Annotated in this window: 24 protein-coding genes; 7 read left to right on the top strand and 17 right to left on the bottom strand. The window is 76.6% G+C overall.

The genetic code is table 11. The annotated features are described in order from the left end of the window. Positions 1-10 precede the first annotated feature (10 nt). Together EDD39_RS36205 and EDD39_RS36200 are read right to left on the bottom strand one after the other, a co-directional pair. A complete protein-coding gene (locus EDD39_RS36205) occupies positions 11-961 on the bottom strand; it encodes a hypothetical protein (RefSeq protein ID WP_123563814.1) in 951 nt (316 codons plus the stop codon). A gap of 10 nt (positions 962-971) precedes the next feature. Beyond that, the gene (locus EDD39_RS36200) at positions 972-2,033 is read right to left on the bottom strand and encodes a methyltransferase domain-containing protein (protein ID WP_123563813.1); all 1,062 of its coding nucleotides are present in this window, start codon (positions 2,031-2,033) and stop codon (positions 972-974) included. A gap of 175 nt (positions 2,034-2,208) precedes the next feature. Here EDD39_RS36200 and uppS point away from each other — a divergent pair, with 175 nt between their 5' ends. Further along, complete coding sequence (gene uppS / locus EDD39_RS36195; RefSeq protein ID WP_244257485.1) at positions 2,209-3,030, top strand: polyprenyl diphosphate synthase; 822 nt, start codon at positions 2,209-2,211, stop codon at positions 3,028-3,030. A 156-nt stretch (positions 3,031-3,186) separates the two neighbouring features. Here the strand turns inward: uppS and EDD39_RS36190 are convergent, their stop codons facing one another. Next, positions 3,187-4,263, bottom strand: a complete 1,077-nt coding sequence (locus EDD39_RS36190) for an ROK family protein (protein ID WP_244257484.1) — start codon at positions 4,261-4,263, stop codon at positions 3,187-3,189. A gap of 56 nt (positions 4,264-4,319) precedes the next feature. On the opposite strand from EDD39_RS36190, the gene EDD39_RS36185 reads away from it, so the two are divergent. Beyond that, positions 4,320-5,381: a Gfo/Idh/MocA family oxidoreductase gene (locus tag EDD39_RS36185; RefSeq protein ID WP_123563811.1), complete on the top strand. Its 1,062-nt coding sequence runs from the start codon at positions 4,320-4,322 to the stop codon at positions 5,379-5,381. Beyond that, positions 5,378-5,881: a heme-degrading domain-containing protein gene (locus tag EDD39_RS36180; protein ID WP_123563810.1), complete on the top strand. Its 504-nt coding sequence runs from the start codon at positions 5,378-5,380 to the stop codon at positions 5,879-5,881. The genes EDD39_RS36185 and EDD39_RS36180 overlap by 4 nt, the downstream gene beginning before the upstream one ends. Here the strand turns inward: EDD39_RS36180 and EDD39_RS36175 are convergent. The 6 genes from EDD39_RS36175 to EDD39_RS36150 are packed head-to-tail and all read right to left on the bottom strand — an operon-like array spanning position 5,878 to position 13,071. After that, positions 5,878-7,137, bottom strand: coding sequence for a beta-ketoacyl-[acyl-carrier-protein] synthase family protein (locus EDD39_RS36175; protein ID WP_123563809.1), 1,260 nt, complete (start codon positions 7,135-7,137; stop codon positions 5,878-5,880). The genes EDD39_RS36180 and EDD39_RS36175 overlap by 4 nt on opposite strands. After that, positions 7,130-7,384 carry an acyl carrier protein gene (locus tag EDD39_RS36170; protein WP_123563808.1) on the bottom strand — a complete coding sequence of 85 codons (255 nt, stop codon included), beginning with the start codon at positions 7,382-7,384 and terminating at the stop codon, positions 7,130-7,132. Before EDD39_RS36170 ends, EDD39_RS36175 begins: the two co-directional genes overlap by 8 nt. A 24-nt stretch (positions 7,385-7,408) precedes the next feature. Then, the gene (locus EDD39_RS36165; protein ID WP_123563807.1) at positions 7,409-8,422 is read right to left on the bottom strand and encodes a beta-ketoacyl-ACP synthase 3; all 1,014 of its coding nucleotides are present in this window, start codon (positions 8,420-8,422) and stop codon (positions 7,409-7,411) included. 11 nt (positions 8,423-8,433) lie between these two features. Then, complete coding sequence (locus EDD39_RS36160; protein WP_123563806.1) at positions 8,434-9,282, bottom strand: SDR family NAD(P)-dependent oxidoreductase; 849 nt, start codon at positions 9,280-9,282, stop codon at positions 8,434-8,436. After that, on the bottom strand, positions 9,279-10,307 hold the full coding sequence (locus EDD39_RS36155; protein ID WP_123564085.1) for a 3-oxoacyl-ACP synthase III family protein: 1,029 nt from the start codon (positions 10,305-10,307) through the stop codon (positions 9,279-9,281). The genes EDD39_RS36160 and EDD39_RS36155 overlap by 4 nt, the downstream gene beginning before the upstream one ends. 13 nt (positions 10,308-10,320) lie before the next feature. Next, on the bottom strand, positions 10,321-13,071 hold the full coding sequence (locus tag EDD39_RS36150; RefSeq protein WP_123563805.1) for an acyl-CoA dehydrogenase family protein: 2,751 nt from the start codon (positions 13,069-13,071) through the stop codon (positions 10,321-10,323). 399 nt (positions 13,072-13,470) lie between these two features. On the opposite strand from EDD39_RS36150, the gene EDD39_RS36145 reads away from it, so the two are divergent. Continuing rightward, a complete protein-coding gene (locus EDD39_RS36145) occupies positions 13,471-14,127 on the top strand; it encodes a hypothetical protein (RefSeq protein WP_123563804.1) in 657 nt (218 codons plus the stop codon). 196 nt (positions 14,128-14,323) lie between these two features. On the opposite strand, the gene EDD39_RS36140 is transcribed toward EDD39_RS36145, so the two are convergent. Next, positions 14,324-14,866 carry a GNAT family N-acetyltransferase gene (locus EDD39_RS36140; RefSeq protein WP_123563803.1) on the bottom strand — a complete coding sequence of 181 codons (543 nt, stop codon included), beginning with the start codon at positions 14,864-14,866 and terminating at the stop codon, positions 14,324-14,326. A gap of 324 nt (positions 14,867-15,190) precedes the next feature. On the opposite strand from EDD39_RS36140, the gene EDD39_RS36135 reads away from it, so the two are divergent. Then, positions 15,191-15,844 (top strand): hypothetical protein, encoded by a 654-nt coding sequence (locus EDD39_RS36135; protein ID WP_123563802.1) that lies wholly within the window; start codon positions 15,191-15,193, stop codon positions 15,842-15,844. A gap of 47 nt (positions 15,845-15,891) precedes the next feature. On the opposite strand, the gene EDD39_RS36130 is transcribed toward EDD39_RS36135, so the two are convergent. Further along, complete coding sequence (locus EDD39_RS36130) at positions 15,892-16,698, bottom strand: class I SAM-dependent methyltransferase (RefSeq protein WP_123563801.1); 807 nt, start codon at positions 16,696-16,698, stop codon at positions 15,892-15,894. Between the two features lie 109 nt (positions 16,699-16,807). Then, entirely contained in the window at positions 16,808-17,311 is a 504-nt protein-coding gene (locus EDD39_RS36125; protein ID WP_123563800.1) for an FBP domain-containing protein, read from the bottom strand. Between the two features lie 94 nt (positions 17,312-17,405). Here EDD39_RS36125 and EDD39_RS36120 point away from each other — a divergent pair, with 94 nt between their 5' ends. Next, positions 17,406-17,999, top strand: coding sequence for a TetR/AcrR family transcriptional regulator (locus tag EDD39_RS36120; protein WP_123564084.1), 594 nt, complete (start codon positions 17,406-17,408; stop codon positions 17,997-17,999). A 51-nt stretch (positions 18,000-18,050) separates the two neighbouring features. Here EDD39_RS36120 and EDD39_RS40040 read toward each other — a convergent pair whose 3' ends face one another. After that, entirely contained in the window at positions 18,051-19,466 is a 1,416-nt protein-coding gene (locus EDD39_RS40040) for a hypothetical protein (protein WP_162870331.1), read from the bottom strand. A gap of 122 nt (positions 19,467-19,588) precedes the next feature. On the opposite strand from EDD39_RS40040, the gene EDD39_RS40035 reads away from it, so the two are divergent. Beyond that, positions 19,589-20,620 carry a hypothetical protein gene (locus EDD39_RS40035; RefSeq protein WP_162870330.1) on the top strand — a complete coding sequence of 344 codons (1,032 nt, stop codon included), beginning with the start codon at positions 19,589-19,591 and terminating at the stop codon, positions 20,618-20,620. Positions 20,621-20,773: 153 nt separating this feature from the next. Here the strand turns inward: EDD39_RS40035 and msrA are convergent, their stop codons facing one another. The 4 genes from msrA to EDD39_RS36090 all read right to left on the bottom strand — a co-directional run bounded on the left by msrA (position 20,774) and on the right by EDD39_RS36090 (position 23,133). Continuing rightward, positions 20,774-21,280 (bottom strand): peptide-methionine (S)-S-oxide reductase MsrA, encoded by a 507-nt coding sequence (msrA, locus tag EDD39_RS36105; protein ID WP_123563797.1) that lies wholly within the window; start codon positions 21,278-21,280, stop codon positions 20,774-20,776. A 130-nt stretch (positions 21,281-21,410) separates the two neighbouring features. Further along, positions 21,411-22,001 carry a YbaK/EbsC family protein gene (locus EDD39_RS36100; protein ID WP_208765754.1) on the bottom strand — a complete coding sequence of 197 codons (591 nt, stop codon included), beginning with the start codon at positions 21,999-22,001 and terminating at the stop codon, positions 21,411-21,413. A gap of 50 nt (positions 22,002-22,051) precedes the next feature. Beyond that, a complete protein-coding gene (locus EDD39_RS36095) occupies positions 22,052-22,630 on the bottom strand; it encodes a maleylpyruvate isomerase N-terminal domain-containing protein (RefSeq protein WP_208765753.1) in 579 nt (192 codons plus the stop codon). A 128-nt stretch (positions 22,631-22,758) separates the two neighbouring features. After that, the gene (locus tag EDD39_RS36090; protein ID WP_123563796.1) at positions 22,759-23,133 is read right to left on the bottom strand and encodes a VOC family protein; all 375 of its coding nucleotides are present in this window, start codon (positions 23,131-23,133) and stop codon (positions 22,759-22,761) included. Positions 23,134-23,181: the final 48 nt, after the last annotated feature.

Genomic DNA, 23,181 nt, shown 5'->3' with positions numbered 1-23,181 from the left:
CCGCCGCCGGTCAGTGCAGCGTCCGGCGCACGGGGTGGCCGGAGGCGTCGGTGGTCAGCCAGCTGCCGTCGCCGAGCGGGCGCAGGTCGTAGCAGTCGGCGGCGTGCGAGTCGAACTCGCCGAGGATGCGGCCGGTGTGCGCGTCGACCCGGTAGCTGCGGAACCACTCCTGCTCGGTCTCCTCGTCCTCGCCGTACAGCACCACCGCGAGGGTGTCCGGGTCGAGGTAGCCGCCGCTCCACTCGACCACGGCCTCCCACTCCGCGCTGTCGTAGCCGAAGTCGTCGACGGTCAGGGTGAACTCGGCCTCGCCGCCGGGGTGGGCGTGCACGACGAGGTCGGCCTGGCCATGGTCGACCGTCAGGAAGTGCTTCCCGTCCGGGGAGAGGCCGATCAGGCAGCGGTCGCTCCAGGGGTAGGGGCGCAGGTCGAGGGCGCCGTCGGCGGCGGTGCCGCGGAAGACGGTCGTGCCGTCCTGGCCCTCGCCGACGTCGAGCAGCACCTCGCCGCCGGGGTGGGTGAAGTGCTCGCCGCCGTGGCCGACGGTGTCCAGCGCGCTCTGCGCCAGGAGCGCGCCGGTGTCGGCGTCCAGCACCGTCCAGTGGTCGTGGCCGGCCCGGCCGGCCATCGCGTCGGGCTGGTAGAGCCACAGCTGCCGGCCGTCCGCCGTGAGCCCGCAGCCCGGCCGGTGGCCGAGCTCCTCGGTGCGCTCCCCCGCGATGGCCGAGCGCCACAGCTCGCTGCCGTCCGCCGCGACGCACACCGCGGCGTCCAGCGTGGTGTAGTACGCCCGCGACAGGTCCCGCGCCACCGCCCGGTCGCACACGTCGTCGCCGTCCCGGGGCCGGAACCGGGCGACCGGCGCCAGCACCCCGAGCTCCGGGGCGGCCGGGTCGTAGGCGCAGATCACCCCGTCCACCAGCCGGACGGTGAGCGGGCGGACGTGCGCGTTCTCGGTCATGGCGGGGACCCTAGCCCACCCCGCCGACAGGTCCGGGGCCGGGCTTCTCTGCGGTGACCACGAACACCGTGACGGCGGCCAGGAACGGCCCGCGCGCCAGGTGCTCCAGCCACTCCCCGGCCTGTTCCCGGGTCAGGTACCCGGCGGCGACGGCCCGTTCGGTGTTGCGCTGCAGGCCGAGCACCCGGTCGGCGGCCCGGACCTCGCGGAAGAGCACCGGGACGGGGACGACGGCCCGCACGGCGAGCCCCGACTCCTCGGCCAGCCGCGGCAGTCGGCGCCCGATCAGCGGGTTGCGGACGATCCGCTCGGTGAGGTGCCGGGTGAAGGCGCGGGCCGGGGCGGGGTCGGGGTGGTCCACGGCGAGGGTGTCCCAGTCGGGTTCGGCGGCCACCAGCCGGCCGCCGGGGCGCAGCACCCGGCGGGCCTCGGCGAGGGCGGCGACCGGGTCGGCGAGGTGCTGGAGCAGCCGGTCGGTGCGGATCCGGTCGGCGCTGCCGGGGGCCAGCGGGAGGCGGTGGACGTCGGCGCGCAGGACGGCCGTGTTCGGCAGCCCGGCGGCCAGGTCGGCGGCCCGCAGGGCCATCCGCGGGTCCCGGTCGATGCCCAGCACCCGGCCGCGGGCGGTGGCGGCGCGGGCCAGCGCGGGCAGCGCTGCGCCGGTGCCGCAGCCCCAGTCGAGCAGGTGCTGCCCGGGGCGGGCGTCCAGGGCGTCCAGCAGGACCTGCTGGTAGGCGCGGGCCTGGTCGGTGCCGTTGAGGCGCTCCTGGTAGGCGATCCGGTCGGGGACGACGGTCTCGAAGAGCTGCCCGGCGACGTCGGCGAGCGCGTTCAGCTCCCGGCCGAGGGCGCTGCGGCCCGCGTCGGTGAGGCGGACCGGGCGGCGGCGGCCCTCGCCGGGCAGGTACTCGATCAGCTGCTTGTCGCGCAGCCGGGCCAGGGCGCCGGAGAGGCTGCCGCGGCCGAGCCGGGCGCCGGTCATCCGTTCGACGGCGGTGTTGACGGCGTAGCCGTGCAGCGGTCCGTCCGCGAGCGCGGACAGCACCAGCATCTGGGCGTCGTTGGTGCGCACCTGGCTCCGTTCCTCCGGGGTCCTTCGCGGGTCCTTCGTCGGTCCTTCGACGGCTCTCGGCCGGTCCGCGGCCGTTCGCCCGTCCGGCCGCGCTTCTCGATGACACGCGACGCGTGCTATTCATTGTGCACCACGCGGTCCGCCCGTCGTCCGAAAGGCCGTCACCTTGCCTGCCGTGAAGCCCCTGCCCACCGTGAAGCCCGCCCCGCCCCTGCGTGCCCTGCGTGCCCTGCGGTCCCTGCAAGCCCTGCGGGCCGGCCGGCTGCGCCGCCGCCTGGCCGGGGCCGAACTGCCCCGGCACATCGGCCTGATCATGGACGGCAACCGCCGCTGGGCCCGCGAGCACGGCCTCGCCGACATCCGGCTCGGCCACCGCTACGGCGCGCAGCACGCGAGCGCGGTGCTCGGCTGGTGCGAGGCGGTGGGGGTGCGGCACGTGACGGTGTTCGTCTGCTCGGCGGAGAACCTGCGGCGGCGCGGCGACGAGGAGGTCGCGTTCCTGATGCGGGTGATCGAGGAGGTGCTGACCCGCAACCTGGCCGGACCGCGCCCCCGCTGGCAGGTCCGGGTGGCGGGCGACCCGGACACCCTGCCGGAGTCGACGGCCCGCGCCCTGGCCCGCGCGGAAGCAGCCACCGCCGACTGCACCACCGGCGCCCGCCTCACCCTCGCGGTCGGCTACGGCGGCCGCCAGGAACTGGTCGACGCCGTCCGGAACCTGCTGCACGCCCACGCCGACACCGGCCGCCCGGTCCGGGCCCTGGCCGAGGAACTGACCTCCGACCACATCGCCCGCCACCTCTACACCGCCGGCAGCCCCGACCCGGACCTGGTCATCCGCACCAGCGGCGAGCAGCGGATGTCCAACTTCCTGCTCTGGCAGAGCGCCTACGCGGAGCTCTACTTCTGCGACGCCTACTGGCCCGCCTTCCGCGAGGTCGACTTCCTCCGCGCCCTGCACACCTACGCCACCCGCAAACGCCGCTACGGCGCCTGACCCCGCCCGGAGGCCGCCGCACCCCGCCTCCGTCCTCGCCCCTCCCCCTCCCCCTCCCCCGCCATCAGCCGTCAGCCGTCAGCCGAACAGGCGGACCACGCGAGGGCGGCTGCACTCCGCGGGACGGCGCGGGGTCCGGGTCCGGAGGCCGGGCCGTCAGCCGAACAGGCGGGCCAGGGCGAGGGCCGCGGCGCCCCGGGGGACGGCGAGGGGGTCGGCGCGGGTGAGGGTGACGTGCTGCCAGGCCGGGTCGGGCAGGCGGGTGGCGAGTTCGGTGCGGATCGCGGCCTCGTAGCGTTCGGGGTCGTCGAGGAGGGCGGTGCCGCCGAGGGTGACCTCCTCGACGTCGAGGAGGCGGACCAGGTTGGCGACGCCGACGGCGAGGGCGGCGGCGGCCCGGTCGGGGCGGCCGTCGCGCAGGGCGGTGAGGCACAGGGCCTCCAGGCAGCCGCGGGCGCCGCAGGCGCAGGGCGGGCCGGCCGGGTCGAGGCACTGGTGGCCGAACTCGCCGGCGTTGGTGCGCGCGCCGCGCTGGACGCGGCCGCCGAGCACCAGGCCGGCCCCGGCGCCGTCGCCGAGCGAGACGAAGGCGCGGTGGTCGGGGCCCGGGCGGCCGAGCACCCCGGCGGTGGTGTTCTTCTCCACCAGGACCGGGAGCCCGGTCCGGTCCTGCACGGCTTCGCGCAGGTGGAGGCCGTGCCAGCGGGGCATGCCGGTGACCTGGTGGAGGACGCCGTCGCGGGTGTCGAGCGGGCCGGGGCAGGCGAGGCCGAGGCCGAGGACGCGGCCGTCCGTCCCGGTGCGGGCGGTGAGTTCCCGGACCATGGCGGCCAGCCGGTCGAGGACTGGGCCGGGTTGGGCGTCCGGGGCGATCGGCGCCCGGTCCTGGGCGACGACGGTGCCGGTGAGGTCGACCTGCAGCAGGTGCAGGCCGTGGCGGCCGATCTCGGCGCCGAGGGCGTGCCGGGAGCGGGGGGCGAGCCGGAGCAGCGTGCGGGGTTTGCCGCTGCGGCCGGCGACGTGTGCGCGGCCGGCCTCGGTGAGCAGGCCGTCGGCCAGCAGGCGGGCGGTGATCTTGCTGATCGCCTGGGCGGTCAGTCCGGTGCGGGCGGCCAGTTCGACCCGGCTGGTGCCGTCCTCGGCGGCGCGGACGGCGCGCAGCACGGCCGCGTCGTTGCGGTCGCGGAGCAGGGCGAGGTTGAGGGCGCGGTGCGGGGCGGGGTCGCTGGTCACGGAGTCGATGGTACGGGTGCTTGCCAGTTAATCCACGCTGTTGTTTAACTTGGGGCATGGACTCCTCGCCCCTGAACGTGGGACTCGTCGGCTACGGCCTGGCCGGCGCCGTCTTCCACGCGCCCCTGATCAGCACCACGCCGGGCCTGCGCCTCGCGGCCGTGGTGACCGCCGACCCGGAGCGCCGCGCGCGGGCGGCCGCCGACCACCCCGGCGCCGCCCTGCTCCCGGACACCGACGCGCTGTGGGCCGCGGCGCCCGAACTCGGCCTGGACCTGGTGGTGGTCGCCTCCCCCAACCGCACCCACATCCCGCTGGCCACCCGCGCCGTCGAGGCCGGGCTGCCGGTGGTGGTCGACAAGCCGCTCGCCGCCACCGCCGCCGAGGGCGAGCGGCTGGCCGCCCTGGCCCGGGAGCGGGGGGTGCTGCTCAGCGTGTTCCAGAACCGGCGCTGGGACGGCGACTTCCGCACCGTCCGGCAGCTGGTCGACTCGGGCCGGCTCGGCCGGGTGAACCGGTTCGAGTCCCGCTTCGAGCGCTGGCGCCCCGAACTCAGCGGCGCCTGGCGCGAACTGGGCGACCCGGCCGAGGCCGGCGGCCTGCTCTACGACCTCGGCGCGCACCTGGTCGACCAGGCCCTGGTCCTGTTCGGCCCGGCCGAGCGGGTCTACGCCGAACTCGACGCCCGCCGCACCGGCGCCGCGACCGACGACGACAGCTTCGTCGCCCTCACCCACGCCGACGGCACCCGCTCGCACCTGTGGATGAGCGCGACCGCCGGCGACCTCGGCCCCCGCTTCCGGGTCCTGGGCTCCCGGGGCGCGTACGTCACCCACGGCCTGGACGGCCAGGAGGACGCGCTGCGCCGCGGCGGCACCCCCGCCGACCCGGACTGGGGCGTGTGCGCCCCCGAGCACCGGGGCTCGTTCCGGGCCGGGGACGCCGTCGAGCCGGTGGCCACCCTGCCCGGCCGCTACCAGGACTACTACGCGGGCCTGGCCCGGGCCCTGCGCGGCGACGGCCCCGTCCCGGTCGAGGCGCGGGACGCCGTCCAGGCACTGCGGGTGCTCGATGCGGCGCAGCGCTCCTCCCGCACCGGCACGGCGGTGGCCCTGTGAACCCGGACGCCGACGGCCGCGACGGCACCCGCCACAGCGACGCCCGTCCCGACATCGCCGAACTCGAGCGCCAGCACCGGAAGTTGCAGCTCCCCTCGGCCGACCTGGCGGACACCTGGCGGCTCGGCTCGCTGATCGTCGCGGTGGCCCTGGAGCGCGGCCTCGCGGTGACGGTCGACATCCGGCGCGGCGAGCAGCAGGTCTTCCACGTCGCGCTGCCGGGCACCAGCGCCGACAACGACGACTGGATCAGCCGCAAGGCGGCCGTGGTCCGCCGGTTCGGCGAGGCATCCTACCTGGTGGGCGAGCGCCACCGGGTCAAGGGCCGGGCCTTCGACCTCGACCCGGCGCGCTACGCCGCGCACGGCGGCTCCTTCCCGCTGCTGGTGCGCGGCACCGGGATGGTCGGCACGGTCACCGTCTCCGGCCTGCCGCAGGTGGAGGACCACCGCCTGGTCACCGAGTGCCTGGCCCGGTACCTGGCGCAGACCGGACACTAGGGCGCGTCCGTCCGGCGCAGGGCCAGCACCGTGTTGTGGCCGCCGAAGCCGAGCGAGTGGCTGAGCGCCAGCCGGGGGCCGTGGTCGCGGGGGCGGCCGGTGACCAGGTCGATTCCGGCGGTGTCGGGTCCGGGGGCGTCGTGGTTGGCGGTGGGCGGGGCGGTGCCGGTGCGCAGGGTGCGGACGGTGAGGGCGGCCTCGATCGCGCCGGCCGCGCCCATGGTGTGGCCGAGGGCGCCCTTGGCGGAGGTGACGCTGGGCGGGGTGCGGGCGAACAGGTCGCGGATGGCGGCGGCCTCGGCCCGGTCGCCCCGCGGGGTGCCGGTGCCGTGCGCGTTGACGTGCTCGACCTCGCCGGGTGCGGCGTCCGCGGCGCGCAGCGCGAGGGCGACGGCGGCGCGCAGGCCGCGGCCCGCCGGGTCGGGGGCGGTGGGGTGGTGGGCGTCGGAGGTGGTGGCCCAGCCGGCGAGGTGGGCCAGGGCGGGGGCGCCGCGGGCGGCGGCGTCGGCGGCGCGTTCCAGCACCAGGACGCCCGCGCCCTCGCCGAGCACGAAGCCGTCCCGGTCCCGGTCGAAGGGCCGGGAGGCGGTGGCGGGCCGGTCGGTGCGCCGGGACAGCGCGCCGGTCCGGGCGAACGCGGCCGCGCACAGCGGGGTGGCCATCGCGTCGGTGCCGCCCGTCACGGCGAGGTCGCAGGCGCCGGTGGCGAGCAGCAGGGCGGCGTGCGCGATCGCGTTGGCGCCGGAGGCGCAGGCGGTGGAGGTGTGCAGGGCGGGGCCGGTGGTGCGCAGCGCGAGGGCGAGGTGGCCGGCGGCGGACAGGTTGGGCAGGTAGCCGGTGAGGGTGAGCGGGGAGAGCGCACCGGGGCCGCGTTCGAGCAGGCGGCGGTGGGCGTCCTCCAGGACGGCCACGCCGCCGGCGGCCGAGCCGACCACCACGGCGACCCGGGCCGGGTCCCAGTCGGGGGGCCGGGTGCCGAACGCCTCGATCCCGGCTTCCCGGAGCGCTTCCTGGGCTGCGGTCAGCAGGTAGCGGGTGGAGCGGTCCAGCCGCCAGCCCTGCCGGACGGGGGCGTCCTCGGGGTGCGGCGGGCGGCAGCTGATCGGTACCGGGGTGCCGTCCAGGGCGGGGTCGTGCCGGGCGGTGCCGCGGCCCCCGCACAGGGTGCGCCAGGTGGCGGCCATCCCGTCGCCCCCGGCGGTGACGGCCCCGGTGCCGGTGACGACGATCCGTGCCCGGTCGGTCCGGTCAGTCATCTCCGGGTCGCCGCCCGTCCAGCAACGTGCGTACTTCGTCGGCGAGTTCACCGACCGTCACGTCGCCGGTGGCGGCTTCGGCGTCCAGCGGGACGCCCCACTCCTCCTGCAGGGTGACGTACAGCTCGACGACGGACAGCGAGTCGAGGTCGAGGTCCTGGAAGCTGGCCCGGGCGGTGATGAGGTCGGCGGGGACGTCGAACTTCCCGGTGAGGACGGCGGCGATGCGTTCGGTGACCTGGTCCACGGGGTCTCTCCTCCTGGTGGGACGTCAGTCCAGGGTGCGGCGGACGGGGGTGGCGGCGGGCCAGGTGAGGGCGACGGACGCCCAGGTCAGGCCGCCGCCGAAGGCGGTGAGCAGGGTCGGGGTGCCGGGGGCGAGGGCGCGTTGCGGGCCGTCGTCGGCGAGCACCAGCGGGATGGACGCGGCGGCGGTGTTGCCGAGTTCGCGCAGGTTGCCGAAGCGGACGGCGGGCGGCAGGCCGAGGCGGTCGGCGACCGAGTCGAGGATCCGCTGGTTGGCCTGGTGGGCGACGAACGCGCCGAGGTCGGCGGGTTTCCAGCCGGCCCCGGCCAGCGCCCGGGCGGCGGAGTCGGTGAGGTGCCGGACGGCCCGGCCGTAGACGGAGCGGCCGCGCATCCGGAACCAGTGCCCGTCCGGATCCTGCCGCTGCCGGTCGGGGTGGCGGGAGCCGCCCGCGTCGATGGTGATCAGGGCGGCACCGCCGCCGTCGCTGCCCAGGTCGGCGGCGTGCAGCGCGCCGGGCGCGCCGTCCTCGGCGGCGGCCAGCAGCACCGCCCCGGCGCCGTCGCCGAACAGGGCGGCGGTGTCCCGGTCGGTGGGGTCGACGATGGTGGAGTAGGTGTCGGCGCCGATCACCAGCGGGTGGCGGCAGGCCCCGGCGCGGACCAGCGCGTCGGCGGTGGCCAGCGCGTACAGGAAGCCGGAGCAGACCGCGGACAGGTCGAGGGCGGGGACCCGCGGCAGGCCGAGCCGGTGGGCGACGGCGGGTGCGGTGGCGGGGCAGGGGTGGTCGGGGGTGGTGGTGGCGAGCAGCACGAAGTCCGGTGCGGCGTCGGCGGATTCGATCGCGGCGGCCGCGGCGTACACGGCCAGGTCTCCGGTGGCGGTGCCGGGTGCGGCGCGCCGGCGGCGGTGGATGCCGGTGCGCCGGCGGATCCACTCGTCGCTGCTGTCGAGGCACCCCTCGGTGATCACCTCCTGGTTGTCGACGCTGCGGGCGGGCAGGCAGGAGCCGATCCCGACGACGGCTGCGCGGGGCACCGGACGCCCCCTCAGGCCGCGAACGGGGAGGGCGGCTTGGGGATGGCCCCGAGTCCGCCGTCGGGGGTGCTCAGGCCGCCGTCCAGCACCAGGGCCTGCGCGGTGACCAGCGCGGAGGCGGGCGAGGCGAGGAACAGCACCGCCCCGGCGACGTCCTCGGGGGTGCCCCAGCGGCCCTGCGGGACGTGCGCCATCAGCCACTGCGAGAACGGCTCGGTGCCGGACGCGAAGCTGGTCATGTCGGTGGTGATCCAGCCGGGACAGACCGCGTTGACCCGGATGCCCTCGCGGGCCCAGCCGACGCCCAGGCTGCGGGCCAGCGAGATCTGCCCGGCCTTGGTCGCGGCGTACGCGTCCAGCAGCGGGGTGCCCATCACTCCCGACGCCGAGGACATCAGGATCAGCGAGGCCCGGTCAGACGCCGCCAGGTGCGGGTGCGCGGCCCGGCAGATCTCGGCCGTCGCGTTCAGGTTGACGGCGATCACGTGCTCCCAGTCCTGCTGGGTGGAGTGCTGGAACGGCACCAGGACGGGGCTGCCGTCCGCCGCGGTGGGCAGCACCCCGGCGTTGTGCAGCAGCACGTCGATCCCGCCGAGCGCCGCGGCCGCCCGCTCCACCAGGGCGCTCGGCGCGCCCGGGTCGGCCAGGTCCGCGGCCAGCGCCACGGCCCGCACCCCGTGCCCCTCGGCCTCCTCGGCCGCCTCCCGCAGCGCGGCCCCGGTCCGGGCGCTCAGCACCAGGTCGCACCCGGCCTCGGCCAGCGCCAGCGCGCAGGCCCGGCCGATGCCCCGCGACGCCCCGGTGACCAGCGCGCGGGCGCCGTCCAGCCGGAACGCCCCCGGCAGTGTGCTCTTGCTCATGGCAGTGCGTCCTTCCGTTCGTGGTCGGTTCCCCCCGGGGCCGCGGACCAGCGCAGCAGGGCGCTGCCCCAGGTCATGCCGGCCCCGAAGACGGTCAGCAGGATCAGGTCGCCGGGCCGCAGCCGGCCCTCGGCGTGCGCGGTGGCCAGCGCGTACGGGGCGCTGGCGGCGCCGATGTTGCCCACCAGGTCGCCGACCACGGTCATCCGGTCGGCGAGGCCCGCCTCGGCGGCGAGCCGGCGCACCAGGACCGGGTTGGGCTGGTGGGTGATCACGTGGTCGATGTCGTCGACGCCCAGGCCGTGCCGCTCCAGCGTCTCGTGCAGCATCCGCGGGAAGGCGTCCCGGATGAACCGGCTCACCGTCCGGCCGTCCATCCGGATCCGGTGCGCGCCCTCCGCGAGGGTCTCCCGGGTCGCCGGGCGGCGGCTGCCCCCGGCCGGGATCAGCACCCGGTCGGCGAGCCGCCCGTCCGTGCCGAGCCGGAACCCGCCCAGCCCGCCCGGCGGTTCCACCGGGCCCAGCACGGTGGCGGCGGCGCCGTCCGCGAACAGCACGGCGGTGGCCCGGTCCGCCGGGTCCAGGAACTTCGAGTACGCCTCCGCCCCGACCACCACGGCGAGCACCGGCCCGTCCGCCTCGCGCAGCCAGTCGTGCGCGACCTTCGCCCCGAACAGCCAGCCCGAGCAGGCCGCCGACACGTCCAGCGCGACGGCGTTGCCGGCCCCGACCAGCGCCTGCACCCGGCAGGCCGTGGCCGGGCCCAGCTCGTCCGGCGTGGACGTCGCGCACACCAGCAGGCCGAGCCGCTCCGCCGGCACCCCGGCCGAGGCCAGCGCCCGGCGCACCGCCTCGGCGGCGAGGTCCGAGGCCGCCTGCCCGTCCGCCGCGACGTGCCGCCGCCGCACCCCCGTCCGCTCCGCGATCCACTCCGGCGTCACCCCGGCCCCGGCCGCCACCTCCCCGTTGCCCCGCACCCGCACCGGCACGTACCGCCCGGTGCCCCACACGCCCACCGCGTTCACCACCGCGCACTCCTCACTCGGGGAACCCCCGCCCGGACGGGGCGTTCGGCCCCTCGGGACGGCCCTCCCGGGCGGGGCCGTCGGGGAAGCCTTCCGGGAACCCGTCGGGGGATCCCTCCGGAAGGACGATGTCGTCGGGGAAGGCGAAGGCCCGCTCGACCTGCTCCAGGTGCGGCAGCAGCCGGTCGTAGCCGCGTTCGAGGGCGTTCTCCAGCCCGGCCAGCTCGCCGGGGGCGAGGGTGCGGTGGCGCAGCAGGGCGCCGGCCGTCCGGTCGGCGGCGCGCAGGGCGGCGAGGTGGGCGAGGGCGTCGGTGGCCCCGTCCGGCGGGAGGGCGGCCAGGGCGCGCGGGAGGTCCTCGGCGGCGAGCCGGGCGGCGTACGCCGCGCCGAGTTCGGCCGCCCGGTCGAGCAGCGGGTTCCACACCTCGAAGGGGGTGGCGCCGCCGCGGGCCCGCTCGGCGGTGGCGCGCCGCAGCCAGTCGGTCAGGGTGTGCTGGTGCCGGGCCAGGACGGCGGGCCACCAGCCGGGGTCGCCGAGGTCGGCCGGGACCGGCGGGGGCCCGCCGGGGCCGGCCTCCGCCAGCAGGGCGCGCCCGAGGTCGTAGCGGATCAGCCGGCTGTCGCCGCCGGCCGGGTCGAAGGAGCGGGCGAAGCCGTGGTAGCCGGCCAGCCGGTTGCCGTCGGCGAGCCCGGCGTGGCCGCAGCGGCGCTGGCACTCGGCGATGATCCGCTCCGCCTCGTCGGCGCAGTGCGCCTTGTACGCGGACAGCGGGCGGCTGACGGCGGCCCACGGCGCGAAGCCGCTCTCCGCGCCCGCGGCGTCGGACTCCCGGGCGGCGGCGAGCAGTTCGCGGGCCCGGGCGGCGGCGCAGCTGAGCGCGAAGGCGTCGGCGAGGGCGCCGAGCAGGGCGCGCTGCTGGCTGCGGTGGGCGAGCAGCGGGCTGCCGGGGGCGAGCGCGGCCCGGGTCTCGCGGTGGCGGGAGTGCCGGACGGCGAGCACCGCGGACTGCCGGGCGAGCGCGGCCAGCGCGGTGGGCAGGACGCCCCACAGGTCCTGGCCGACCGCGAGGGTGCGGCGCAGCCGGTCCTCGGGGGTGCGCGGGTCGTGCAGGTGCCCGTCCGCGTCGAGGTCGGCGTCGTCGCGCAGCCAGTGCGCCTCGGGGACGCGGACGCCGTCGAACCGGACCCGGTGGTAGCTGAGCGGGAGCGCGCCGACCGGGACGGGCGGGGAGAGCGCCACCCCGGGGCGGGGCCCGTCGTGGTCGGCGAGCCGGACCAGGAAGGCGAACACCCCGCCCGCCCGGCCCGCCGCGTCCACCGCGCGGGCGATCACCACGGCCCCGCGCGGGCCCGGGTACTGCGGCACCCCGCCGAACTTGACGTCCGCCTCCTCGGCGGTACGCAGCACGAACTCCCGCCGCTCCGGCCGGAATTCGGCCACGGTGCCGGCGCCGAGGTGGCTGCTGGCCCGGCCCGCCTCGGTCACCAGGTAGCCGATCCGCAGGTCGCCCGCGTCGACCGCGCCGAGTTCCGGGGCGACGCCCTTGCGCGCACCGGCCAGCCGCAGCAGCGACCCCTGCCCGAGGACGCTCTGGGTGACCACCGTCATCCCGAGCCGGGGATCGGCGACAGCGGCCCAGGCCAGCGCCGCGGCCAGCCCGTCGGGGTCGGCGTGCAGGTCGGCGGCCGCGGGCAGGGCCCGCAGCAGGGCCCGCAGCCGGCGGTACAGGTAGGGCTCGCGTTCGGCCGCGGCCTCGGCGACCCGGTAGGGGTACCGGGCCAGCGCCCGGTGCAGGCGGGGCAGCCGGCCGGGGTGGTGGCGGCCGTGCAGCAGTTCGTCCAGGGTGCGGTCCGTCGTCACCGTTCGCGGTCCCCTCTCGCTGTCTTCCTCCCCCGTGGCGTGCACGCGGGCGCCGGTGCCGCGCAGGCAGTCGGCGGCGTTGCGGCCGAGCGCGCTGCCCGGTCCGGCCTCGCGGTAGTCGGTGTGGCCGTGGGCGGCCAGCAGGGCGAGGACCCGGGGCAGGTGGGCGGGCCGGACCAGGCAGTCGGCGACGCGGGCCGCCAGGTCGTCGGCCGGGGTGTAGCGGCGTCCCGCGACGGCCGAGTAGACCGGCACGGCGGTCGGCCCGATCGGCGGCCCGTCGCGCAGCACCTCCTCGAACTCGCCGCGCTGCCGGCCCAGTTCGGGGTGGTGCGAGCCGAACGGGAGGTGCAGCCGGACGGCGCTCAGTCCCTCGGCCGCTGCCAGCCCCTCGACGGCGGCCAGCCGGTCCGGCGGCCCGCCGAGCACGCACTCCCGGGGGCTGTTGACGCAGCCGACCGCCACCCGCCCGCCCCCGGCCCGCGCCGCCAGTTCGGCCGCCCGCGCCTCCCCGCACCCGATCAGCGTCAGCCCGCCGGGCGTCCGCGCCAGCACCCCGGCCAGCCCGTACGCGGCCCGCGCCCCGGCCCCGACCGTCCAGGCGCCGGCCGCGGTCAGCGCGGCGAGCTCACCGAAACTGACGGCCAGCAGCGCGTCCGGCGGCCCGTACCGCGCGGCCAGCACCCGCTGCCAGGCCACCGCCGCCCCGTAGTGCGCCACCTGCTGGAGCCCGACCGGCCCCCGCGCCAACTCCCGCCCGCCGGGCGGGTCCGCACCCAGCAGCAGAGCGGCCGGCGACGGCAGTGCCCCGGCGCCGGCGCTGGCGTCGATCTCCTCGTAGACGGCCCGCAACGCGCGGCGCAGCGCCCCGTCCCGGGCGGCGGCCCGGGACAGCACCTGCACGGGGAAGTCCCCCTGGCCTGGAAACATGTGAACCGACACGGGCATGACTGCACGCTCCGCAGCAGCGAGAGGGCCGATCCGGCAGGGGCCGCACCACGCCCGCCCCCGCGCCGACCCCCCTCGGCGCGGCCGGCGTCCGGCCCGCCACCACAGTGCCCAATCAGTACACCCACCATCCAGTCATATGAGCCTTGAATGTGTTGAAAGTTCCACCCCCTGTTGAACACCCGCCCCGGAAGCCCCCCGCGCCGACCTCCGGCAAGAACAGCCGACCGGCCGGCCGACCGGAGCGGACACGGGCACGGGCACGGACGTCGAGGAGAGGCCGGAACGGCTCGGTCGACGCCAGGAGGCGAATTGCCCGTCCGCCCGCCGTCGGCCGGACCCTATGATCAGCCCGTGCAGCCGCCCTCCACCGGCAACGCCCCGCTGACCGCCGCGTTCCCGGCCGAACTCGCCGAAGACGCCCGAGCGGTGCTGGCGGTCATGCCCGCCTCCCGTTTCCGGCCGATCACCCCGTTCCCCGTCCTCGTCGGGGGCCGGCAGGTCACCGTCCCCGGGCGCCTCTACAACGACGAGCCGCCGGCCCGCGCGGTGGCGTCGCTGTCGGAGCGCCAACGGCAGCTCCTGCACTGCCTCTACACGCGGAGCCGGGACGGGCGAATCCGGCAGCGCCACCTGGAGGAGATCGTCGGATCCGTAGACCCCTGGGTCGTCCCGTTCGTCGTGCAACTGGTCGGCGAGTACGTCCTGGAGATCCTGGTCGTCATCCGCGACGCGCTTTCCGGCCTCGCCGCCCCGGGCACCGCCGCACACCTCGCCTACGGACAGTTCATCGCGGAGAACCCGGCCTTCTTCGCCCGCACCCAACGGCGCGTCGTGAGCTACTGGAGCTGCTACCACCGCGCCGCCCACCCGAGTTTCCGCAACCACCCGGGGCACACCGTCCTCGACCTCCTACGCTCCGCCGCCTCCACCCGGACGGGACACCCCTGGCCCGACCTCACTCCGGCCGCCACCCGGGCGGGCGGCCACCGCGACTTGCCGGCGCAATAGCCCACACTCGACCCGTCCGGCCGGGTCGGAGCGCTTGACCGCCTCCCGGAGCGCCCGCACTCGACCAGCGTGGACGCAGGTGCTGGCTGGCCTGCTCGACGACGGCGACTTCGCACAGGTTCTACAGCGACTCGACGACGACTGACCGTCCGGCTCCCATGCTGAAACGATCAGTCAACGACCGCGTACGACCCCCTCAGCCGGGGTTTCCGTCAGGTGGGGCGTCACGGACCATGCGGAGGTTCGGCAGTTTCCCCCGCCAGAGCTCTCGTTCGCCTGTCGCCTCGAATCCGTGGCGCCGGTAGAAGCGGATCGCGCGTTCGTTGTAGTCGGTGACCCACAGGCGCACAGGCGCGGCTCCCGCCCAGGTGAGGAACTCGTCCATCAGCCGGTCTCCGGTGCCCCGGCCCTGGGCCTCGTCCAGCAGGTACATCGGTCCGAGGGCGACCATCTCGTCCCGGCGGCCGCACAGGAAACCGACGATCTCCGTTCCGGAGCGGACGACACGGCAGAACAGCAGGTCCGGCTGTCTCGCCGCCGCTTCGATGAACTCCCGCCACCGGGCGATCCCCTCCGCGGTGGCGGAGGAGCCGCGGTGCTCGCGGATCCAGCCCTCGTCGATCCCGGCGTCCGTGCAGGGATACGTCTGCAGCCAGACCCTCAACTGCAGCGGGCCCAGCGCCGCGGCGTCGTCACGGCCAGGGGGTTCGATCACGTGGCGGCCCATGGTGACCATCATCGACGAATCCCACCGGCCGGCTCACCTGTTTTTCGCCGTCTCACCGTCGCGGACCGGCGTTCTGGCACTGGGACAGGTGCTACGCGAAGCCACTGGCCGCTCCCGGCCTGCCCGACACCGGCTGACGTGGCCCCCGGCAGGACGGTCGGCCCGCGCCGGCCGTCCGCGCCCTACACCTCCCGCGGACCGGGCCATCCGCCACCACCCGCCCCGCGCAGCGCAGTTGAGTACGGGTACTCTGTCCGCCGATCCACCGCACACGGAACGATCGTCACACCGCCGGGCCGCCGGGCCCGCCCCACCGAACCGACCGGAGCGCCCACCGTGAAACGTCCCGCCCTGGCCGCGGCCACCGCCGCACTCGCAACGGGCGCCCTGCTCACCGGCTGCGGCTCCACCCACGCCCCCTCCGACCAGGCGGGCGCCGCACGCCCCGCCGTCTCCGCCTCCCCTTCCGTCTCGGCCTCCGCGTCCGGTTCGGCGGGCAGCACCCCGGAGGAGGCCCAGCGGAAGTTCGAGGAGCAGCGGAAGCAGGCGGCGGCCGAGCACGACAGGACCTTCCCCGCCGTCGCCGCGGCCTGCGCGGGCAAGTCCACCGCGACACCGTCGCCCGCCGCCACGGCCACGGCGTCCGGCGGCTACCAGCCCGAGAACCCCAAGTACAACGAGAACCACGTCTACGCCCAACTGGTGCCGCTCAACCCGCTCCAGCAGTGCCGCGGCGACGCCCACGCCGCCCGCGTCACCGCCGAGGTCGCCAAACAGCCCCCCACCGGACCGGACCAGGCCAAGGCCCTGCTCACCCGCCTCGGCTACCCCGGAGCGGCAGTCGGCCAGACCACGAACGGCGTCCAGTTCTCCGTCTCCGTCCCGGGAGTCGGCCCCTGCCTGTCGGGCACCCTGTCGGCCACCCCCCGGGTCGAGGCACACGGCCCGTACCTGGAGGGCGGCTGCGAACGCCCGAAGGGCGGCCACTGAGAGCCCCGGGGAAACCCCTCGCCGACGCGTCAACCGCCCGGCTCCGCTCAGCGACGGGCCGAGACCAGCAACGCCGCGTGCGGGAGGGCCAATCCGCCGTCCGCCGTGCGGAACTCCTCGGCGAGGCGCCCGAACTCCCGCCGGACCCGGGTCCGGACGGCCGGTGGCTGGCTGTGCAGCAGTTCGCCGAGGAAGGCGACCCGGGTGGCGGGGCCGGACCACCACTCCTCCTCGGTGGTGCGGTGGTCCCAGCGCAGGGTGCGGCACTGCGCGTCGTGCAGGCCGCCGGCCGTGAGCAGCGCGGTGAAGCCGTCGGGGCTGCCGAGTGCCTGGAGTGCGGCGGGTGGTGGCGGGAGGTGGGCGGGCCGGGGCACGCCGGCGGCTTCGACGGCCCGGCCCAGCAGGGCCTGTCCGGGCGGGGCGGGGGTGGCCCAGGCGGTGAGGGCGAGGCGGCCGCCGGGGCGCAGGACGCGGCGCAGTTCGGCGACGGCGGCGCGCTGCCGCCCGACGTGGTTGATCACGAAGTTGCCGACCACCGCGTCGAACGAGGCGTCGGCGAAGGGGAGTTCGGGGAGCGTCGCGGCGCGTACCTCGGCCGCCGGGGCGTTGCGCCGGGCCTCGGCGAGCATGCTCGGTTCGGCGTCGACGGCGGTGACCCGGGCGTCGCGCGCGCAGGCGGCGGCCGCGGCGGCGTCCAGCAGCGCGGGTACCGGGTGGGCGCACAGGCGGGCGAAGCTCGCGGCGTAGGCGGCGGCCCGCCCGCTCCACATCCGCCGTTCCAGAGCGTCGAACGCCTCAAGGACGGCCGCCGTGTCCGGTACCCCGGCCGCGTCGTCCACCGCGAAGCCCGCCATCCACCCCACCCGCCCCTTCGCCTGCACACCGGTTCGCCCGTTACACCGGCCGTCCGCACGCCGGTTCGACCGCAGCCTACCCAGCCGCCCCGCTCCCCCTGGCGGTGGTTCAGCCCGTCGGCGCCGTCTCCCCGCGGACCTTGGCCAGGAAGGCCGCCAGGTTGCCGCGCATCCGTTCGATCCGCTGCTCCTGCGTCAGCGACTCGTGGATCTTGGTGCCGGTCTCGCGCAGGCCGCGGACGTACAGCGGGCAGGCCAGGTCGCTGCATATGTACGCACCGACCGAGTTGCCCTGTCGCCCGGCGGGGCCGGCCAGCGGGGCCACCAGCAGGGAGACCCCGCCGGTGTGGGTGGTGACGCAGAGCGAGCAGATGCTGCGGCGGGGCTGCCAGGACGCGCCGGAGGAGGAGCGCAGGACGACGGCCTGCGGGCGGCCGTCCAGCTCGGCGACCAGGTAGGCCCGGTCGGGGGCCTGCGGGTCGCGCCAGCCGAGGAAGTCCAGCTCCGGCCAGGGCTGTTCGGGCAGCTCGCGGGGCAGGTTCAGTCGTTTCGCCTCGCCCTTGGAGCAGTTCAGGAACGCGGCGCGGATCTCGGGGTCGGTCAGCTGTCTCACGAAACACCACGCTAATTTGCCTAAGTCGTTTAGGCAAATGGATAATGGGTTCAGGAAGCGTGACCGGACGACGAGGAAGGGACGGGTGACCGCGGTGGCACGTGCAGGTCTGACCCCGGAGGTACTGGCCCGAGCGGGCGCGGAACTCGCCGACGAGGTGGGCTTCGAGCAGGTGACGGTGACCGAGCTGGCCCGCCGCTTCGACGTCAAGGTCGCCAGCCTGTACTCGCACGTCAGGAGCTCGCACGACCTCAAGGTGCGGATCGCCCTGCTCGCCCTGGCCGAACTCGCCGACCGCGCCACCGACGCCGTCGCCGGCCGGGCCGGCCGCGACGCCCTGGCCGCCTTCGCCGAGGCCTACCGCGGCTACGCCCGCGAGCACCCGGGCCGCTACGCCGCCGCCCGGCTGCGCCTCGACCCCGAGACCGCCGCCGCCAGCGCCGCTCCCCGCCACTCCCGGCTGACCCGGGCCATCCTCCGCGGCTACCACCTCCCCGAGCCCGCCCAGACCCACGCCGTCCGCCTCCTCGGCGGCGTCTTCCACGGCTACATCGACCTCGAGGCCGCCGGGGGCTTCGCCCACACCCCCGTTCCCGCGCAGGAGTCCTGGGACTGGATCGTCGACTCCCTCGACACCCTCCTCCGTACTCACCCCGCGCCGGGGTCACAGCCGCTGCAGGAGCCGTAGCGGCCGTACGGCCGACGGGTCGTCAGCCCGCGGGGCGGCGCCCGGTGCCGCTCACCGGCCGCCCCACCCGCCGGCGACGCCGGACGCGGCCGCCTCCCGCCACTTCGCCCGCCGGCGCTTCTCCTCCTCCCGCTGGGCGGCGACGTCGGGGATCGCGGCGATCGCCTCGGCGAACCGGCCCTGCCGGATCAGCAGTTCGGCCAGCTGGGTGCCGGCCCGCTTGCCCGGCATCCCGCGCAGGAGGGCGTCGGCCTCCGCGACCCGGCCGTCCTGGGCGAGCAGCCAGGCGATGGTCAGCTCGCGGTCGTCGACCTCGTCGGCCCCGTCGACCGGCAGGGCCTCGATCTCCGCGAGCGCCTCCGCGGCCCGGCCCGCCTCGCCCATCAGCCACCAGCGGTTGGAGCGCACCCAGTACGCCTCGTTCTCGGCGAGGAATTCGGGGCTGCGCTCCCGCGTGAGCGCGATCGCCCGGTCGTGCAGGCCGTGTTCGGCGAGCAGGAGCAGGGCCGACTGGAGGAGGTTGTCGTCGTAGAGGTCGTCGAACGTGCCGGCCGCGGCCTCGATGCCGTCCGCCGGGCGGCCCTGTCGGAAGAGCAGCTCCATCAGCATGCTCTCGTACCAGCCGGGCTTTCCGGCGGCGATGAGGCCGCGCAGGTACGCCTCCGCCTCCCCCGCCCGTCCGGCGTCCTCCAGGGCCCTGACGTACCTGGGGACGGCGGCGTGGCTCTCGGTGTCGGCGAGGCTCCGCAGCTCCTCGATCCGGCCGTGCCGGGCCAGCAGGTCGGCGTAGGACTCCACGTTGTTCAGCGGCCCGTACCGGCGCGCGGCCACGTCCGCGCCGAACTGCCGGATCGCCTCGTCCACGCGGCCGGAGCGCTCCAGCACCCGTGCCTGCCCGGACAGCACCTCCCACGGGCCGCCGCTCCCGCCCCGCCCCGGGCTGCGCCGGAACTCGTCCGCCAGCCGGGCCAGCAGCTCCAGCACCCGCTCGTCGCACCCCTGCCCCTCGGTCAGCTCCACCAGGGCGCCCAGCACCCGCCGGTCGCGCAGGTGCGGCGCCAGGACGTCGACCGCCTCCTCCGCCCGCCCCGCGCGGACCAGCACCTCGGCGTGGTCCCGCACCGCGGCGGCCAGGTCCTCCGTCCCCGCGCTCCCCGCCGCCACCGTCCCCGCCGGGCGCGACAGCTCCAGCGCCTGCTCGATCCGGCCCCACCGCACCAGGACGTCGGCCCCCACCCGTACCGCCGGCCGCCACCCCGTCCCCACGAACGGCTCCACCACCGCCCAGGCCCGCCCGAACTCCCCCGCCGCGCACAGCCCCCGCACCGCCCCCTCGGCGCAGAACCAGTCCCCCCGCTCCTCCGCCGCCCCCACCAGGGCCTCCAGCCCGCCGCCATCGAGGACCTCGTCCACGATCCGCGGCAGGACACCGCAGAGGTTCGTCACCTGCCACTGAAGATCATCCACGTTCACGGGGGCACCCTACGGCCTGCCCGGCGGGCGGTCACCCCGCGCAGCCCCCCCCCCCGGTGGAGCCGCCGGGGGGCGCCCGCCGTACTGTGGCCCGTCACGATCATGGGGAGTGCAGTATGGACGTCGCGCTGTTCTCGGCGGGCCACCACGCCTGGCTGGGCGGGTACGACAGTGCGACGGCGTGGACGCCGCTGCCGTGGGACTGGTGCGAGGTCTCGGCGGTCGAGGTGGACGCGGTCCGGACCCCGGACGGCACCGTCACCGTCGGCCGCTGGCACCGCGCGCTCGGCGCCCAGCTGGTCCGGGTGACCGACGGCGTGATCCGCGAAGTCCCGGGGCCCGCGGTGACCGGCGGCCCGCACTGGCTGCGCGTGCTGCCCAGCGGCCGGGTGTTCGTCGGCAGCGAGGGCCCCGAAGGCCCCTGGCTGCTGGCCCCGGGCAGCGAACAGTGGATCAACCTGCCCGCCCAGGACGGCCCCTGGATCTGCCGCAGCGGGGTCCGGGACCTCCCGGACCGCGTCCTGCAGGTCGACCGGGACGACCCCGCCCGGGTGCTCGCCGAACTCGACCCGTCCACCGGCCGCCCGCAACCCGCCCCGGACGGCACGACCCTGCCCTGCCTCGACGTGCCGCGCGGGCCGCGGCGCCGTTCCTTCAGCCGGCCGGCCCTGCGGATGGCGGACCCGGACGCCCTGCCCGGCGGCCTGCTGACCGGCGAGGAGAGCTTCGGCGGCCGCTCCGGCCGGGCCCGCACCCTGCTGCACGCCGCCGGCCCCGGACCGGGCGCCCGGGTGCACAGCCGCCGACTGCGACGCAACCGCACCGCGATGCGCCACTTCCTCCCCGCCGACGGACGCGTCCTGGTGGTCGACGACTTCGCCCACCTGTACACGACCGGCCCCCGCCCCGGCCGCTGGTCCCGGACCCCCCTGTGGCGGCGGATCGCCGAAGTCTGCGGCCAGCGCGACCTGCGCCGGTTCCAGCTGCTCGACGCGGTCCTGCGCGGCGAGACCCTGCACGTGGCCGTCCAGTTCGGCGACCGCCCCGCCTACTACGCGGACCACGTCGTCGCCGCGTCCCTCGACGGCTCGCACGCCGAACTCCTCCACCGCGCCAACCCGGGCATGTCCGTGCTCGCACTGGCGTAGGCCCCGGATCGGGCCCGGATCGGGCCCGGGCCGCCGCTGCTCCGCCCCACTCACCGCGAACGGCGGCCACCGGAACCGGTGGCCGCCGCACCCCTTGGTGTTTCGCCCCTCAGCCCTCGACGGGGCCTCCGGTCACGCGCCCTCGCGCACCGGTCACGCGCCCTCGCGCACCGGGAGCTTCCAGCCCGGGCGCGGGTAGTGGCAGGTGTAGCCGTTGGGGTAGTGCTGCAGGTAGTCCTGGTGCTCGGGTTCGGCCTCCCAGAAGTCGCCGACCGGGGTGACCTCGGTGACGACCTTGCCCGGCCAGAGGCCGCTCGCGTCGACGTCCGCGATGGTGTCGAGGGCGGTGGCGCGCTGGGCCTCGTCCGCATAGAAGATCGCCGAGCGGTAGCTGCTGCCGATGTCGTTGCCCTGCCGGTCCAGGGTGCTCGGGTCGTGGATCTGGAAGAAGTACTCCAGCAGCGTCCGGTAGCTGATCCGCTCCGGGTCGTAGACGATCTCCAGCGCCTCGGCGTGGCCGGGGTGGTTGCGGTAGGTGGCGTGCGCGTTCTCGCCGCCGGTGTAGCCGGTGCGGGTCGACTGGACGCCGGGGAGGTTGCGGATCAGCTCCTGCATTCCCCAGAAGCAACCGCCGGCCAGGACAGCACGGTCCGTGGTCATCTAGTACTCACTCCTCGCATGGGACGTCGACTCGTCCCGCCCGGGCGCCGCCCCGGCGGGACCATCCGGTCCAACCTCCCGGACGCCCCCGATGTTCCCCGTCCTGCTCCCCGTGCGCCGGGGCTCCCGCTCAGCCGGCCAGCCCCTCCAGCACCTGCGCGCCGGGCAGCGCGCCGACGACCGTGCCGGGCAGGATCAGCTTTCCGCGCCGCCGCCCGCTGCCGACCAGCACGTACGGGGCCGCGGCGACCGCGGCGTCGACCAGCAGCGGCCAGTGCGCGGGCAGGCCGACGGGGGTGATGCCGCCGTACTCCATGCCGCTCTCGCCGACGGCGGTGTCCATCGGCGCGAACGAGACCTTGCGCGCGCCCAGGTGGCCGCGGACCGCCTTGTTGACGTCGAGCCGGGTGGTGGCCAGCACCAGCCCGGCCGCCAGTGCGCTCTCGCCGCCGCGCTTGGCGGCGACCACCACGCAGTTCGCGGACGCCTCCGCCGGGACGTCGTACGCGGCGCAGAACACGGCGGTGTCGGCCAGTTCGGGGTCGGTGTCCACGTAGAGCACCTGCCGGGCCAGTTCGGCGTCCCAGCGCCCGAGCAACTCGGCCACCGGCGGCGCCAGTTCCCCGGCGACGTCCACCGCCCGCCGCACCTTCGGGAAGTTCCCGAACGGCGCCCGCACCGACTGCCCCAACTGCTCCACCTGCTCCGTCTGCTCGCTCATCCTCCGACTCTAGCGAAGCCGCCGGCCCACCCCGCCGGCCGCCTCGGCTGCTACTCGGGGAGCGCCGCCCGCCACGTCCAGGACTCCCGGCGCGGGCGGCCCGGCAGTTCGGCGCGGCCGGTGCACCAGAGCAGGACGGGGGCGGGGTCGCCGGCGGGGGCGTCGGGGAAGAGCCGGGCCAGGACGGCGGCGCAGAGCGCGGGCGGCGGCGTCCGGTCGAGGGCGAGGCCGGTGGTGATGTCGTGGGTGTGCAGCAGGGTTTCGGCGACGCCCATCGCGGCGAAGCCGGCCGGGTCGGTCGGGCCCCAGTGCCAGGCCCGCAGGCCGGGGTCGGCGGCGGCCAGCGCGAGGGCCAGCAGCTCGCCGCAGGCCAGGGCGGTGGCCAACAGGTCGGCCGGGTCGGCCTCCTGGCGCACCGTCAGGTCGAAGGGCAGGTAGCGGTCGGCGGGCCGGGCGGTGAGCTGCCCGGCGTAGGCGAGCAGGTCGTGGCCGAGGTGGGCCAGCGTGTCCCGGCAGTTCCACTCCAGCGGACCGGCCGGGACGCCCCAGTCCCGGCCGAGGTGCGGGGTGAGGACGTTCCGCGTCTCCGCCAGGGCGGCGCGCAGTTCCCGGTGACCGATCCGATCCATCGGCCCATCCTCGCACCCGCGCCCCGCGCCTCACGCCCCGCCCCCCGCGCCCGAGGCCGCACCCGCCGACCCGCGTCAACGGGTCGGCGGGGAACGGCGGTTCAGCGGTTCGACGACGGCTCAGCGGCTCACAGGTAGGGGCGGGTGATCAGCTCCAGCCCGTGCCCGGCCGGGTCGAGCACGTAGACGCCGCGGCCGCCGTGCTCGGTGTTGGTCTCGCCGGGGCGCTGCATCTGCGGGTCGGCCCAGTGGTCGATGCCGCGTTCGCGCAGCATGGCGTGGGCGCGGTCGAACAGTTCGTCGTCGACCAGGAAGGCGTAGTGCTGCCGCTGGATCTCCACCGGCGGCTCGGCGAACTGGAGCAGCACGCCGTCGGTGAGCTGCAGGTTGGTGAACGGGCCCCAGGAGGGCGCCTGTTCGGCCTCCAGCAGGTCCTGGTAGAAGCGGGCGGACGCGGCGCGGTCCTTGGAAGCGATGATGGTGTGGTTGAAAGCGGCGGGCATGGTTCGGGTCTGACCTCGTTCCGGATCCGGTCGGCAGGGGGGCGTGTA

Origin of the sequence: Kitasatospora cineracea (assembly GCF_003751605.1) — a bacterium.
GTDB classification, from domain to species: Bacteria; Actinomycetota; Actinomycetes; order Streptomycetales; family Streptomycetaceae; genus Kitasatospora; species Kitasatospora cineracea.
The sequence above is the reverse complement of the archived record's forward strand: the minus strand, read 5'-3'. Positions and strand labels throughout refer to the sequence as shown.